The organism is Agaribacterium sp. ZY112 (genome assembly GCF_041346925.1).
Classification (GTDB): Bacteria; Pseudomonadota; Gammaproteobacteria; order Pseudomonadales; family Cellvibrionaceae; genus Agaribacterium.
The window spans coordinates 3,137,877-3,153,976 of sequence record NZ_CP166840.1 but is presented as its reverse complement, the minus strand read 5'-3'; the positions used below and the strand labels follow the sequence as shown (position 1 = coordinate 3,153,976).

Sequence of the window (16,100 nt, the reverse complement as noted above, 5' to 3'; positions counted from 1 at the left end):
GCAAAGGCGCGCAGTCGAAGCGCGAAGCTGGTCTAGTATAAAAAAAACAGCGAGAAGGTAATGCCAACTACGATAGTCGTTGCAGACGATCATGACCTCGTGCGCATGGGGATTGTGCGCATGCTAGAAGATGTTGATAATTTCGAAGTGGTTGCCGAAGCCAAGACTGGCGAAGAAGCCATACAGGCAGTGCGCGACTTTTCTCCCTCCGTGGTATTAATGGATGTGAAAATGCCCGGTATCGGTGGTTTAGAAGCCACTCGACGCATTCTCTCTATTCAAGAGCGAACTAAAGTTATTGCTGTAACTGGCGTGCAAGATGACATGTATGCAGATCGCCTATTTAAAGCGGGTGCCGCAGGTTATGTCACCAAAGAAGCAGGCTTCAATGACATTGTTTTAGGCATTCAAAAAGTGTTGCAAGGTGGCCGCTATATGAGCGGCGATGTGGCGCAGATGCTGGCTTTAAAAAGTTACGGTGCCGGTGATGAAAACCCCTTTGCTGAGCTTTCTGAGCGTGAACTGCAAACCGCAGTGATGATTTCCAGTGGGCAAAAAGTAGGTGATATTGCTGACTCGTTTTGTATCAGCCCCAAAACAGTGAATAGCTATCGTTACCGTATTTTTGAAAAGCTCGAGATCAATTCCGACGTGGAGTTGGCTCTGTTAGCGATTAAATACAAGCTGCTTGACCCGAATTAACACTCCGCTTTGTTTGCTCTTACAGCGTAGCCCATTCGTTAAAGCACAATAAATTTAGGAATAGTTTGATTGTATGTCGGCAGAAACGCCTCGTTTTGATTATCAAAACTTTCTCAAAACACTGACCGTTCAGCCCGGTGTTTACCAAATGTACGACACTGATGCTTCTATTCTGTATGTTGGAAAGGCAAAAAATCTAAAAAAACGTGTTAGTAGCTACTTTCAAAAGAAAGGCCTGCCGCCTAAAACTCAAGCCTTAGTTAAACGCATAGCCAGCATTCAAATTACAGTTGCACCAAGCGAAGCTGAAGCCTTAGTGCTTGAGCATAATTTGATTAAGTCGCAGAAGCCGCCATTTAACATTCTACTTAGAGATGACAAAAGCTACCCATACATCTTTATAAGCAGTGGTGAAGCATTTCCACGCTTGGCCTATCACCGAGGAGCAAAGAAGCGTAAAGGTCAGTACTTTGGGCCTTTCCCCAATGCCTCGGCAGTGCGTGAAAGCCTAAATTTTCTGCAAAAAACTTTTAAGGTTAGACAGTGTGAAGATGCTACTTATCGCAACCGTTCACGCCCATGTTTGATGTATCAGATTAATCGCTGTTCTGGCCCCTGTGTGAATATGGTCGATAAAGAACAGTATGACGATGACCTGAACGAAACTCGGTTGTTTCTTGAAGGCAAGAACGATCAACTTAAACAGTTGCTTAGCGACAAAATGCACGAAGCCGCTACGCACTTTGAATACGAACAGGCGGCCGAGTTTCGAGATAGGCTTTCGGCGCTGCAGCAGATTCAAGCTGAATCGAGTATTGAAGCCGGTATGGGCAATATGGATGTTGTTGCGTGCTGGCGTGAAAACGCCGTCAGCTGTGTGCACGTGATTTATGTTCGCAGCGGCCGAATTATTGGCAGCCGCAGTTATTACCCAAGCGACAAACTCGACTGTGATGAAGCTGAGGTGATGGATAGCTTTTTAAGCCATAAATACCTCAGTGAAAACAGCTTGGATATTCCTCACGAATTGGTGTTGAGCCATGAGCTAGATGCGCCAGAGGCATTAATAGAAGCCATCGCCAAAGTGCGTGGTGCCAATATTAAATTCAGCACAACGGTTCGCACCTATAAAGCAAAATGGCTGGCAATGGCTTTGGAGGCGGCAAAGCAGAACTTAAGACAAAAACTCAGTAGCCAGATGACCTTGAGCAAACGTTACCAAGCACTGGTTGATGCCTTAGGCTTGGATGAGCCGCCTCAGCGCATGGAGTGCTTTGATATCAGCCATAGCTCGGGGGAATCGACTACCGCTTCGTGTGTGGTCTTTGATGCTCAAGGCCCGCGTAAAAGTGACTATCGTCGTTTCAGCATCGAAGGCATTCAAGCAGGCGATGACTACGCCGCAATGCAACAAGCGTTAACGCGCCGTTATAGCCGCTTGCAGAAAGAAGACAAACAGATGCCCGACATCCTCTTTATCGATGGTGGTAAAGGGCAGTTAAGCCAAGCACGAGATGTACTCGCCGAGCTGGGTATTAGCAGCATACTGCTAGTCGGGGTAGCCAAAGGCCCTTCACGTAAAGCAGGTTTGGAAATTTTACACTTTATTGATGGGCGCGAGTTGGATTTACCCGGTGACCATGCAGGCCTTCATCTTGTGCAGCATATACGTGATGAAGCTCATCGCTTTGCTGTGAGTAGCCATGTTCAGGCCCGTGATAAAAAACGCCGTCGTTCCCGCTTAGAAGATATCTCAGGAGTAGGGGCTTCACGGCGAAAAGCACTGCTGGTTCATTTTGGTGGTTTAAGCGAAGTTCTTAAAGCCAGTCAAGTTGAATTGGCAAAGGTGCCCGGGATCAGCAAAAAATTGGCCGAGGAGGTTTACAGCGCACTACACAGCGAGTAGGGTGCAGACCTCGTTTTCCTAGATGTTCTCGTTATGCTTTTAACTGTACCGAATCAGCTCACCATGTTTAGGGTATTAGTCATCCCTTTACTTGTTTTGGTGTTTTATACCGATCTACAGTGGCGCCACCTTATATGTGCGGCCCTATTTGGTTTGGCTGGTATTACCGATGCACTAGATGGCTATTACGCCAGAAAATACAACCAGAGCACGCCTTTTGGTGCCTTCTTAGACCCAGTCGCCGATAAACTTATTGTTGCTGTTGCACTGGCATTGTTAATAGAACAAAACGGCAATATCTGGTTTACCTTGCCTGCCGTGGTCATTATTAGTCGTGAAATTGTCATTAGCGCCTTAAGAGAGTGGATGGCCGAGCTAGGTGCTCGTGGTGCAGTGGCTGTTTCTTTTATAGGCAAATTAAAAACCACCTTACAAATTATTGCGATTTTAGTGCTCTTAGCGTTTCCTGATGGCAGCCCTTATTATTTGCATGAAATTGGCTTAATTACTGTTTATGGTGCTGCAGTGCTCACTCTTTGGTCAATGATTGTTTATTTAAAAGCCGCTTGGCCTAGCTTAAGCGGAAAAACTGCAAAAACTGCAAAAGAGGACTAGGCAGAGCCCCTCAACTTGGCTAGAATGCGCAGCCTTTCAAGCATGTCTTGAAATAAGCCTGAAAGGGCGATACGGCAAAGGTGAAGGCCTTCAGAACAAACCGCTTAGCTGTTAGTTTGTTCTAGATAGTTGACCTAGCCCCGAAGGGATTTATCTTCAAAAAATTAGGTGTAATGCAGGTAGTATTAGCAAAGCGCCGAGCCCGAAAGGGCGAACCCGCCGAAGGCGGAAAGGTAGAGAGCCACTGCTAACGTTGTTATCGGCTTTCGAGTGATAAGTTCACAAGCTAGGCTTGAACGGTGTATTAGCAAAGCGCCGAGCCCGATAGGGCGACTGCCGCGAAGCGGCAAAGGTAAAGAGTGCACTGAATTGCAATTTGCAATCCAGCACGGCGGACTCCGCTAGAACTCCTAACTTGATTTGCTAACAGATTAGGCGCGATAGCAAAGCGGTTATGCACTGGATTGCAAATCCACGTAGGCCGGTTCGACTCCGGCTCGCGCCTCCACTTTTGATTCAATCGCAAATGCGGTAAAATCAAAAACACGAAGAGCTACAAAGCTGCTTCCGTGAGCTACCAAGGTTCACGTTAAAAAAATACTTCTCGTTATGCCCGGGTGGTGGAATTGGTAGACACAGGAGACTTAAAATCTCCCGATAGCAATATCGTGCCGGTTCAAGTCCGGCCCCGGGCACCATCACTTCTTATAGAATCCCCCTTATTTCAAGTACCGCTGATTACAAATAGAATCCGCTTAGGACTTGAACCGGAGGTTCACTAATTGCGGCAATAGAAGTAATTAGAAACGAGCGTAGCGAAGCCCTGAAGGGGTTAAAGCAGCCCAAAGGCTGGTTTAATTTACCAAGGCCCCGGGCACCACTATTCTCTCCCTGTCAGTAAGTCTATTCGCTCGCTATAAGTCCAATTTAAGCTCCGTAGGCTTGAACCAGAGGTTCACTCATTGCATCCAAAGAAGTATTAGCAATGAGTGTAGTGATACCCGCGGGGGAACGGGCGCTCATAGGGTTCAGGCAGTCTTAGTGGTTTGAATTCACCAAGGCCTCATTACACGCATTTTAGTGCGCCTCTCATTATTTCAGCGAGTTGCTCCGAAGCCAGGCCACATCTAGCCTCCAGGTTAGGCGGGGTAATGACAACACATTGTCGAAAATTATATGCGCGTAAGGTTCGCTCCAAAAATGGTAGCGCTTTTAACGTTCCAGAAAATGTAGAATCTTCGCGAGCAAAGCGTCGAAATTAAGAACTAAAATGCCAGGTGCCAACTTTTCGGTTTGTTATCTTTTGAGTTATTCGGGAAGATTCATAATACCAATATATAAGTATTTTCTCTCTTTATTCTGGTCAAATACCAATATAATGGTATTTTTATTCGTTCTGTGCTATCTTCTTTTGGCTCCTTTGATGACGTGAATGGCCGATAGAATGCTCCCTGAACTTGGTAATAAACTCAGAAAAGCTAGGAAAAGCGTATTCCCCAAAGACGACATGTACGCATTTGCTGTGCGTTTGGGGGTAAGCCGCGCAACGCTGCAAAAAATGGAAAAAGGGGACTTGTCTGTATCTTTGGAGAAGTACTATCGCGCAGCTCAGTTGTTAGGTGTCGAAAGTAGTTTTGACGGTCTTTTCGATATGGAAGAGGACTTCTTTCAATGAGTGAAGTCAGAAAGCGTTTTGACCTCTACTTAAATACCAGCTTGGTTCATGAGCAGAAAGTCGCTGAAGCGGTGATTATCGAAGATCAGGGGCATGTTGATAAGGTGGCTTTTCGCTATGTTCAAAGCTACCTGGATTCCCCTCATTTTCACTCTTTAGATCCTGTTGCGCTGCCTAAATCAGACCAGCCCGTTGTGCTTAAGTGTAAAGGCGCTTATCCAGGCATACTCGATGATTATCTACCTGATGATTGGGGCAGGAAGGTTATAACTCAATTAGCCTTCTTGCGTGACCACGCTCGTATCAGCGCTCATAGTGCATTAGACAGCCTCCAGTATGTCGGTAACAGTCGGATCGGGGCTTTACAGTGGGTTGAAGAGGGGGAAAAGCCAAACTATGAATCCGGCTCGCATATTGAAAATCTACATAAAGCGGAGGAGGCTGCACAGCGCTTGGACTCACCTGAGCTCAGCTCTGAACAAATAGATGAAATTCACTTGCTATACCTTGCCAATGCAGGAACGGGTGTTGGTGGCGCGCGGCCCAAAGCATTGCTCTATGATGATACGGGTAAGTACTTAGCGAAATTCAACCGACTAAATAAAGATATCTATAACAATGCGCGTATTGAACTCGCTTGCTTGAAGATGGCGAAAGCTGCCGGATTGAATGTGGGCTCCGGAACAATAATAGAGGGGATAAAAGGCAGGGAGGTTTTGCTTTTAGAGCGCTTTGATATTGATCCTCAGGGAAGGAGAAAGCATCTTATAACGGTGAATGCGCTATTAAAAGAGGCGGGCACCCAGCGCGATAGTGGTGAGCATTTTCGATATAACGACATCCATCAACTTATTCAGCGCTACTCGGTCAACGTGGTAGAGGATTTAAAATCCCTTTTAAGAATGATGCTGTTTAATCGTGCGATTAATAATACCGATGACCATCAACGTAATTTCAGCATGATATTAACTGATGACGGTTACGCCCTGGCACCAGCATATGACATGGTTCCATCCGTACAGACTGGAGCTTACCACTGTGCCGGATTTAATTATTCAGGATATCCTCCACTGCTTAAAGAGGCTGAAAAACAAGGGAAAATATTCGGTCTGGAGAAAACAACAATAAGAAATATTGTTGACGAAATTCGCAATGCTGTAGAAGCGTGGGAAGGGTTCGCGGAAGAGGCTGGTGTATGTGAAAAAGACATGTCGATTGTTAAGGCCTATATTAAATCGGAATGATCTTTTTATAAGGTGTCAGCTGAACTAAAGCCACTTGTTTACGATGTGAATTAGGTTGTCACATTGAAGCTGGCACTTAGGTTTTGTTTTGAAACAAAGCGGGTGTCCTTATATTTTTTCTCTGGATTGTCTCAGAGCGAAAGACTATGTTGAGTTAGACGTCTTAGTATAATCAGCACGCAAAATCAGTGAAATAGAGGGGGGAGCGTTAACGCCGGCTCTGTTCGTTCCTCTATGATTCGGCAAACAGGGCTTGAACAGGCGGAGTTTGTTAGTCTTAAGGTACACGACAAACAGAGTCTATAGTGCAATTGCTGCTTGAGGCAGCTAAAGCTTGATAAGAGTTTGTAGCTACGCTTTATTTTTTTGAGATAACAAAGCTTTCTAATATTAGAGCTGTATCATCTTGTATGCGCTGAGTGATAAGCTCGCGAAGCTTGTCGTCGTTTACCGATATATGGTGAGAAATGATAATAGAGACTGCATAGTGTTGGCTTAATGGCAAAATATAGTATCTGCTCGGAGCTCCTTTGACTTCATTTGATAGCCAGGTGAGCATTCGTGAGGTATTTATATCAAGCCATTCAAAACTCTTTGGTGGGCTGATCAAAACGTGGGCTAGGTTGTCTTCTGAGTAGCTAGGATAGTGGCTTCGTATTTCTTTGTTTTCTGCTTCAATATGGCTTAAAAAGGAATCTTTAATATCTCTCTTTATTTCAGCCTCGGTAAAGCCTTTTAAATTCACTTTGTTGAGTAGCAGGGTTAGATTCAGCCATGCTAACTCTCCGGAAAGCCCTTTATTCTTTGGCCCTAAGTATTCCCATCGTCCCGCATCAATGAATTTTTTATCTAGCCATTTAGTCTGTTCAAAGTCATCCTCTTGAAGGCTGCTTAAGTCGATGTATTTAGTTCTTGCTTCTTGCTCACGAGCACTATCAAAACCAAATTGCTTACTGATACCACCTGGCAAGGTATATTCAATTTGCACTGTTTTATCGATATGAATAACGGTCTTTTTTCCACTTTTATGGTTTGGTCCGTTGATATCTACAGCTTGGTCTGTACACGAAAATAGAGCGCTTAAGAATGACATAGTGCCTACTAAGAGAATTGTTTTTGTTGACATATTAGCTAGTTAAAACTTTTCATATACTTTTTGACTTTAGCTGCTGATCTTGAGTCTCCTGCTAGCGTCAAAAAACGGTGGTAGGCTTCTAAACTTAAGAAGGGCAGGGTGTGTGGGCTTTCAACCCTAGTCCCACTTATAGATTTTCCGGCTACCTTAGGGAGAAATGATAAACTTCGTTTAATACTGGCGGTGCTCAAATCGTTTCGTCCTGCAATATTGGGCACTAGATCGAAGGGGTTATCCCTATCTGGAGCCGCTCTCTTAATGCCCGTCTTGTTCATTAATCGACTGGTTTCATTTTTATTGTTACCACCTGCATGAAATACCACCATATTTTTATTTAACGAGATATCTGGGTAGTTACGTGCATGGTATTTTAGGGCCTGTTTGAAAATTATACCGCCCTGACTATGCACAATCCACTTGGTTTTGCTGCCATTTAACTGGATATCTTTTAACACTGCTGCAAGTGCTTTAGCATTTTCTGTCATCCCTCCAAATATACTGTCAACAGCAGATTCATATAAATCTAAGCCTCCGCCCTCCGTAGGGTTGTGAAATAGTGTGTATTCTGTAGCTAGGTCTTTGGGGTAAGCGGTATCTAAGTGAGTGCCCATTAGCCATCTTGCTTTATCGAGATCATTTAGCATTCCGTTTACTGCAGCATGGCGAGTCGTAACGCTTGTCACTGGAATGGGTTTGCCCCACGCGCTAGTTAAGTTGTTTACTTCTTCTAATGACATCTTTTCCTTAAAGGGCTTTGGTTCGCCAAACCGCTTTATCTTGTACAAACATGTCCTTTCGTTTTTTGTCTTTGCTTGTGAGCCTAAAAGAGCTAGATTAAGCTCTATGGCACTAATTATTGCACTTTCGGAGGTGAGTTGATATTTGAGGATGAAATTACTTTTGAATCCTTTGGCTTTGAAAAAAGCTGGTCGCAGCTTTTGAACCCAGCCATCTTGGGGGGATGGGATGCTCGCTATTGTTTCTATTTCTTTGGCTACTTGTATTTGGTCGTAATCATTGAGGCCGTTGAAAAATGTGATGGCCTCTGGCTCTATATAGATTTTTCTGCCTGAGCTAGTAAAAATACTGCCTTTTCCTCGAATGAATCTAACGGCCGACCCAACTTTATCTTCTTCATTTAACTGCAGTTTCATTGTTAAAATCCTTTTAACATGTTCTCCAGGAAAGCTGTCCTTAGCTTCAGCGAGTACTATGAAAGTTAAACAGAATACTCTCTTGTCCAAGCATAGCAGTTAATATCTGTTTCTACGACAAAGCGCCTAATCTATTAACATAAAGCTTGAGACTTTCAATCTAGTTATCTGGCATTGTTTAGCTTGGTGTCGATTGCTAAATTACCAGGGGATGTTGTGGTATAAGGTAGTGTCTTCTGATAAAGCGACCTTAGAGTTAAAGCCCTCTTTTGATTGTGCCAAAGTTTCTAATTAGGTTGAAAGGGTATTACATCGGCCTATGATGCAATACTGACTCCTAGGTAACCCCTAAGCCATTTTTTTCATGCAATGGCCCTTGATCTGGGTGTACGGTGAAGGAAAAGGCTATGGGGCGGTCTTGCCAACTCCATTAACATTTCAGTCGTTTAACCTTGCAAAAATTTGGAGTAACAAGGGGGCTTCAGGGCTTACATGACATTGTTTTAAAGGCTTAAGCCACCATACTGGGAGGCTAAGCTGATAATCTTGTTTGGGATAAAGTAAAGTCAGATTGTTAGAACGACTAGGGTTTATAGGTGTTGGCTAATAGAAGGTTCTACTCAGAAGGCAAGCTGATTCATCATGAACAAGATTTGAGCATGCCTGCACATACATTATTTGGCCCTACGGCTAACTTACTTATCAGTAATATACTGTCTGACACTTGGGCAAGAGAAAAAGTGTTTGGTCGTAACACTATTCTAAATTTAAGTATCAAATCGTGGTGAAAACTTACATCTCAAGTAACTATGAGACGCTTGGGTTGTTGCTATAACGAGAGGTCTACTGTATCCGTGAGGATGGGGGGTAGATTTCAGTAGGAGTAAGGGGTTCGAAGGGGCTTTCTTTTATATTGTGCGCATTGATGAGAGAGTTAGATATCTATTAGAACTTCTAGGCTTTTAAAGTCTATGATCAGATTATAGGAAGTAAGTATGTAGTCTACAGGAAAGCTTAAAATAAGAGGTGATACTTGTGTGGCCTATGAAGAGTATTTTACCGCGATGTAGGGTCTGAATATGTAACGTTTAGTCACGTTTTTCTCATTGATTCGTCATCTCTATTATTACTTGAAGTTAAAGAAAGATACTCAGAGTAATTCTTTAAAAAACTTGTGGTGTATCGGGGTGAGGAGATTACCTTAATATCCTCACCCCGTTGCTTTACGACATAATTTTAACTAACAATAGCTGTCGTCCATGGCAAGCTTGCTGCTGTTCTACTTACAGTTTGATCCTTTAACGCCCGCACCTTGTTTAGTGTAATCAACAATAGCAACGTTTACGCACTGCTCAGAATCATTCTCTTCTGTACGATATTCTATAAGGTAAGACTGATCCGTCTTAATTTCGACCTCGCGTTCATAGCGGTTATTTACACGTTCAGCGGTTCCACAGTCATCATTAACACATAGTGTCGGTGGTGTATTTTTATCAATATCCGCTATGTGGTAAATAATTGCAGTGTCGTGATTAATGTATTCTAAGCCAAATTCGAATATGTCTAAGGAGTCTAAAAGATCACCACTTTCGCCATTTATAATCCTGATATTTGAAAAATAGCTCACATTACCAGATCCTTTATCATTGTCGTTGGCTAAAACTAGTTTCATTCTGCCAGTAAAGTATTGTCCAACGGGAATCTGAAATGACTGAATTTCACCATCGCCTATGTAAGCGTAATCTGAAATACCCCAGTTTTGGCTTCCTCCTAACTTAAATATACGATTTGAGCTTGCCTTGCTGTCTTCATCGAAGCCAATACCATGAATTTCTCCTGATACATTTGAGCTGTAATCAAACTCAAGTATGGTGTTTCGGTCTATATCAAACATGGAGGAACTAGCTAGCCATACATTATTTCTAAGAACTAATGTATGAACGTTATTAGTCAGGTATGCGCTTGCGTTACGACTGTATTGGTTCGTGAAAAGCTGCAAACCGATTTTACTTAGGTCTAATAATTCAGTTGGTGGATTTTCATCAGAAACAATGATGGCACTATCTGAATTTGACCAGGAAGAATCCATTCCGGAAATATGAGCCTTTATTCGATAATAATATGTGCCGGGGCTTAGATTGGAATCTAAAAAGTTTGTCTCGCCGCGTCTAGCTCGTGCGATGTCTTTAAATTCAGCGCCACTGTCATCGGATCGTTGGATTTGAAAGTAATCTTCGCCTCGGGAATTATCCTTCCAATTAAGCGCAATATTATTATTAGACGCAATACGAGCACCTAGGTTAGACGGTGCGGGCACTGATGTTGTCGGTGTTTTAGTTGTGGCTGTAGTAGTGTTGGACCATGAAGATTGAGCGTTATTACTGAGTGCGCGTACACGATAATAAAACGTTGTTCCAGCTGTAAGTCCGGCATCGATATAATTAGTACTGTTACTTGGTGCCGTTGCTACCTGAGTAAAACCGCTATCGCTTTGCCTAGATCGCTGAATAACGAATTGTGTTTCTTCACTAGAATTATCACGCCATGATAATCGTATGGAATCTTCCGACGCTGATGTCGCTCCTAATCCAGAGGGGGCTTGAAGACTATTTCCGCCATTTCCATTGTCTACAGTACGCTGACGGAAGTTCGCAACATCTAATTTAACGTTATTAAGTGCTGTATGCGCATCTGCTTGCTCGGGCTGACCAATGGCCACACCACACGTTAGGCCTTCACATGTACGATCAGGATCGGAAAAGCGATTGAGCCTTTTTCGAGAACTGAAAGCCTGAGGGTAAGCCATAACGGTTGAAAAAGTTCTATCCACTCCATAACCAAGACCGTAGCTGTAACGAGCTCCGCCACGATCACCTTGGCGTCGTGAGTGTCCAAGGCCCATATTATGTCCAAGTTCATGGATCAGTGTTAAATAACCACATTGTATACCCGTTACATTAAATGCAGCGTAAGAGCTAACAGCAAAATTACCTATGCCACATATATTACCGTCTCGGCTGGCAATTAATGATACAAAGTCAGCACCGTATTCATTACGTAACTGAGATACTTCAGCACTCTGTCTAATTTCGGTTAATCTTGCAGACATGGATTGAGAAGAGGGGGTATATTCCTCTAAGCCAACTAGTCGAAGCTGAATATCAACTTCACTTTCTGCGTAGGCTTGATTCGCGTTTTCTACCCAGGATGTCATAACTATACTTGGGTCACCGTTGTAGCGGGACGCAGTAAAATCATCGTATAAAAGCAGTAGGTCGACTTCAACGGCGAGTGCAGATTGAGCAAGGCTTACGCTGACAGCCGTGGTTAGGCAAGATTTCCATAAAAGTTTAAGCATGATTTACCCTTATCAGTTGTGTATCTGACGTAAAGAAAATGTTTATATTGTCGTTTCTGGATTGGAATAATTAATTTTGATTATTTCCCAATACAACATTATTCCTTGGGAGTTAAGGTGAGCTATCTACTATTTTTAACAATAATATGCTCGCCTTTATTGCCTAGCGATTCACTATGGGCATGTGTGTCGTCCACCGGTACTGGAGGTAATTCTTCCGTAAAAAGAGCGCCACTTTCATGAATCCAGCCAGTATTTCCAAAAATTTCAAATGAGTAGGTATTATCAGATGCATTGATATGCCCTGATGTAATACCGTTCCCTTGGCTGAGTGTAAATGTCCCTAATTCATTTTTTAATTTCCCCCTCATGGTCATTACACCTTCTTTTTCTGATGAAATTTGCTCAACGGTCAATTCGTACGGCATTTTCACATCTGGTGCTGACACATGAAAAACATCACCTGGTAACGAAACAGCGACACGCAATGCGTTAGCTTCAAAGAACTGGCGCCCATCTTTCCTCTCTTGCTCATCTAGTGGCAGCGAGTCCGTATTTGGTGTGCTTTCTAAATCCCAGAGCTTTGGGTTTCTAACCGCTTTAGAGATGTCATCTAGGGAATGGTTTTCAATTTTGCTCCATCGCCTAACCTTATCTAACCTGTCCGCTAGGGTTTTAATATTTGGGTTAGGGTCTGTTATAGCTGAAGGGGTCTTGTGTGTAAGGCTGTTGGTTTTATTATGGTTTTTATTGATTTGTTTTATATTATTTTCATGGGTCGATTTCATTATGCTGTTGGATTGAATTAATTCATCCGTCTTATTTGTATTTTCATTGCCGTTGAATTTATAAGAAAATGAGTAAAGCACAACGATAGAAATCAGCGCAGCCCCTATAAAATAATGTCGATTCGTCATGATTAGCTCCACTTTTAACCTTGGGTGTATTCTTCTCATACCTGCGAATTCACCGATCTTTACAGGTTGATAAGGTTATAAAAATAATAATTTATTGTTGGTTGAGGTTGGCTCCGTTGTTTATGCATGCATAGTGCTGTTAAAGTTTATTGTTTTCAATTTTTTCCATGTGACTTCTTTATCAAAATGATTACCTTTTAAAGGCAAAGTCATAAGGTGCGAACTAACGCCATTTTTTTTGAGAAGCTTGACTCAATTTCTATATCAGTGTGCTCTCCACTTATATGGGGATGCTTATGATGTCGGAACGGTACTGTTAGATGTGACGCTGTAGTGCTTCTTGTATTGAAACTGAACTCTAGTTTTTCTAGCGTAGTGATGGGGGAGATCCTTAGACTAATTATAATCTCCCCATTTGGACTGAGGTATTTATGAGCCAGGAAGATTAGCCTTAAACTCAATGGTTTGCCCCTGTACCAAACGATCAGACTCGATGCTTAATGAGGGCTGTTTTCCTCCAGCCTCTACAAAAAAAGTCTTACTTTGCCCTGGTAACAAACCTTTTAGGCTATCTAGTGCACGAATACCATTAACTGCTGGGTGTGCATCGTAGTATATCGGAGCAACACCAATGTTTTTCACGGTGACACTGGATTCTATATCCGATGCAGAGAATGCTGTAATCTCAAATTTGTATCCGTTAGCCATGCCTGCCTCTCGTATACGATTGGCTGACTTATATTCTGGCTGGTCGTTTCCGATCATGTAGGTTATATGATATTGGGCGCTCAGATCTTCGTAGGTTCTGCCATACATTCCTTGATGATCTAGAGCATGCTGTTGGTCATAGGGGTAAACCATATAACTTAGTTCACCTCCATGCGGTGAGATTTTGTAGCGGTCTGAATAATTAAAAAACTGCCAGTTAGGTCGATTTTCGCTTGCGTGATTGCTCCACATAAACGAGTCGTCAAATATACCAAATTGATGATTTTTCATATTATTTGTTGCAGGGAATGCCGATAAAGATCCATATGCTGCATCAATTGAAATACTCCAGTGCAAGGTGTCTGCTAGATCCTGAGAGAGTTGGTCAACAAACTCTTCTTGAAAAGCATGGCTCGGAAAGTGACGTCCTAGTGTATTTAGCCCGTCGTAGATGTGGTACTCTGACCACAAGCCAAAACCAACCTGTAAAAATGCAATACGATTATCATTTTTATACTTATCAGAAAAAGCTTTATAAAAATCCAAATGAAAATCTTGTAAAGCCTTATGTCTCCAATCAGGGAACCATGTTGGCTGGCCGTTATCTGCATCACCTTTCTGCTCAGTGTAGGCTGGCATGTCTTTAATGTATTTAGGAACAGTAGTTTCAAAACCCGGATAGGTATATCTGAAGCGTATTATGGCTTGGTTTCCTCGGTCTGAAATGGCTTTGAGCTTGGTTTCAATTTTGTCCCAATCATAAGCGCCTTCTGTGCTTACTACCCAGTCATAATGCGCATAAAAATATTCCAATTGGATATTGCCTGGCTGAGTTTTTACGTTGTGATCATTCCAAAGGTTTTCCCAAACAACGATACCCGTCATCGGTTGTACTCCAGTGATCGAGGATTGCAGGGCAATATTCAACATTTCACCTGCTACTGGGTCTGTCTCATTGCCCGGATCTGTTTCATTGTCTGGGTCTGTTTCTTCTTGATCACCTACGGTAAGGGTAATACCTACATAATCAATATTGCTAACATCATGATTGTTGTTGGATTGATAACGAATAGTGATTCTTCCGTCACTATCAATATAGTCATTAGCGTTACGCTCTATTGACTTACTTTGCTTGTACCACTGCCAATTAGGAGCCTCACTGTTATCAAATAATTTTTTCCAGTTTCCTTGTTTTATGTTTTTAATCTGAAAATATCTCCGTTGATCAGATCTTCCTGGGCCCATAGTGTTGGTGGTGACATCAATTTTTTTAATGTCTGATGACTCAAGATTAGCGTCACCTATATAAAGATAAAATTCCCCTCTAAATTTTCTAGAACCAGGCTTTGCTTCAATATAGCTGTACCAATTATCTTCGGAACCAAATTGATCAAACGTAGATAGCTCCTGAATAGATTGATCGCTTACTGTTCCTAATGAGGCATGAAATACGCTGGGGTATAGAGTATATCGAGTTTTATTTCCCAGCTCTGGCTGGGGGGCTGCTACGGGGGTTGTGGTAGCCTTGATTGCAATATAGTCTATGTTGCTGACGTCATAATTATTGTCGGATAGATAGCGAATAACAATTTTTCCGCTGTCATCGATATATTCGTTTGCATCATTTTCAATATGAAATCTTTCTTGATGCCACTTCCAAGACGGCGCGTTATCGTTATCAATAAGTGTTCTCCAGTACCCTTGTTTAACGTTTTTAATTTGAAAGTATCTACGTTGATAATAAGGTCCAGCCCCCATGGTGTTTGTTATAAGATCCAGTTTTTCTATTTTTTCTTTTCTTAGGTTAGTTTCATCAAAATCACTTCCGCTTAGGTGAAAATAAAACTCCCCGTTGAATCTTTTTGACCCGGGATCCGCTTCAATATAGCTGTTCCAGTTGTCATCGCCACCAAATTGATCTAAAGCTGATAGGTTTTCGATTGGCTGATTGCTTAACTTCCCTAAGGATGCTTTAGAGTCAATAGGATGAAGGGTATAGGTGGCTGCATACGATTGTGAGAGGTTGATTGTGAAAATAATATATACGAAAGTAAACCAAATGGTTTTTAATGACAGTTTTACACTCATGGCAAAGCCTACGATAACTAAAATTTATTAAAAATAAACATTTCTCATAAAATGAATGCTGCATCAAGATGAGTTATCATTTCTATTAAATTTTTTTATAAATAAAAACAACTTATTGATCATCTGTCTTGAGTAACGTTTTACTTGAAATGTATTTGTAAAGTACCGCTATGATGAATGCTCATGCTTAAGTAGTAAGGGAACTGGTATGCGTTTTGAAAATATTAACGAATCGATTGTGACTTGTATCCCAATCGATCTCTGATTGCTCCATCTTGAAAAAACACAAAGATCAGGAAGAGCGGGTGAGAACTCTCAAAGTGTGATTTTAGTCTTGGTTATAATTAGAGTTGAAGCTGTGGATGAATAGTGAATCCATTGTTAGTAAACATACATAGGCTTGCGATGTGTAATTGCTTTTTATATGGAACAACCATGTGCTTATGATTCTTGAATCAAATTATTTAAGCTGTTGTGAGTCGTCGTTATTATAACCTGGACGTCGATGTGTCCTTATTCTGATTTTAGGAGGGTATGAGCAATTCGGTATTGGTATGTTGTTATGTAGGAGGGGGGGTATTCACAAAAAAGTAATCTC

10 protein-coding genes and 2 tRNA genes are annotated in these 16,100 nt (G+C 42.1%); 7 read left to right on the top strand and 5 right to left on the bottom strand.

Annotated features, from left to right (window positions below):
• Window positions 1–60: 60 nt before the first annotated feature.
• The 7 genes from AB1S55_RS13650 (at window position 61) to AB1S55_RS13620 (ending at window position 6,142) form a co-directional block, all read left to right on the top strand.
• The gene (locus AB1S55_RS13650) at window positions 61–702 is read left to right on the top strand and encodes a response regulator (protein ID WP_370978735.1); all 642 of its coding nucleotides are present in this window, start codon (window positions 61–63) and stop codon (window positions 700–702) included.
• A gap of 73 nt (window positions 703–775) precedes the next feature.
• Window positions 776–2,608 (top strand): excinuclease ABC subunit UvrC, encoded by a 1,833-nt coding sequence (gene uvrC, locus AB1S55_RS13645; protein ID WP_370978734.1) that lies wholly within the window; start codon window positions 776–778, stop codon window positions 2,606–2,608.
• A gap of 33 nt (window positions 2,609–2,641) precedes the next feature.
• Window positions 2,642–3,223 (top strand): CDP-diacylglycerol--glycerol-3-phosphate 3-phosphatidyltransferase, encoded by a 582-nt coding sequence (pgsA, locus tag AB1S55_RS13640; protein WP_370978733.1) that lies wholly within the window; start codon window positions 2,642–2,644, stop codon window positions 3,221–3,223.
• A gap of 434 nt (window positions 3,224–3,657) precedes the next feature.
• Window positions 3,658–3,731: transfer RNA gene (locus AB1S55_RS13635), tRNA-Cys, on the top strand.
• A 103-nt stretch (window positions 3,732–3,834) separates the two neighbouring features.
• A tRNA-Leu gene (locus AB1S55_RS13630) sits at window positions 3,835–3,921 on the top strand.
• A 746-nt stretch (window positions 3,922–4,667) separates the two neighbouring features.
• Window positions 4,668–4,898, top strand: coding sequence for a helix-turn-helix transcriptional regulator (locus AB1S55_RS13625; protein ID WP_370978732.1), 231 nt, complete (start codon window positions 4,668–4,670; stop codon window positions 4,896–4,898).
• Window positions 4,895–6,142, top strand: a complete 1,248-nt coding sequence (locus AB1S55_RS13620) for a type II toxin-antitoxin system HipA family toxin (protein WP_370978731.1) — start codon at window positions 4,895–4,897, stop codon at window positions 6,140–6,142. Before AB1S55_RS13625 ends, AB1S55_RS13620 begins: the two co-directional genes overlap by 4 nt.
• Before the next feature lie 358 nt (window positions 6,143–6,500).
• On the opposite strand, the gene AB1S55_RS13615 is transcribed toward AB1S55_RS13620, so the two are convergent.
• From AB1S55_RS13615 to AB1S55_RS13595, 5 genes are all read right to left on the bottom strand, one after another.
• The gene (locus AB1S55_RS13615) at window positions 6,501–7,235 is read right to left on the bottom strand and encodes a hypothetical protein (RefSeq protein WP_370978730.1); all 735 of its coding nucleotides are present in this window, start codon (window positions 7,233–7,235) and stop codon (window positions 6,501–6,503) included.
• Between the two features lie 38 nt (window positions 7,236–7,273).
• On the bottom strand, window positions 7,274–8,431 hold the full coding sequence (locus AB1S55_RS13610; protein ID WP_370978729.1) for a hypothetical protein: 1,158 nt from the start codon (window positions 8,429–8,431) through the stop codon (window positions 7,274–7,276).
• A 1,279-nt stretch (window positions 8,432–9,710) separates the two neighbouring features.
• Window positions 9,711–11,789 carry a zinc-dependent metalloprotease family protein gene (locus AB1S55_RS13605; protein ID WP_370978728.1) on the bottom strand — a complete coding sequence of 693 codons (2,079 nt, stop codon included), beginning with the start codon at window positions 11,787–11,789 and terminating at the stop codon, window positions 9,711–9,713.
• A 122-nt stretch (window positions 11,790–11,911) separates the two neighbouring features.
• Complete coding sequence (locus AB1S55_RS13600; RefSeq protein WP_370978727.1) at window positions 11,912–12,706, bottom strand: hypothetical protein; 795 nt, start codon at window positions 12,704–12,706, stop codon at window positions 11,912–11,914.
• Between the two features lie 429 nt (window positions 12,707–13,135).
• Complete coding sequence (locus AB1S55_RS13595) at window positions 13,136–15,502, bottom strand: hypothetical protein (RefSeq protein ID WP_370978726.1); 2,367 nt, start codon at window positions 15,500–15,502, stop codon at window positions 13,136–13,138.
• Window positions 15,503–16,100 lie beyond the last annotated feature (598 nt).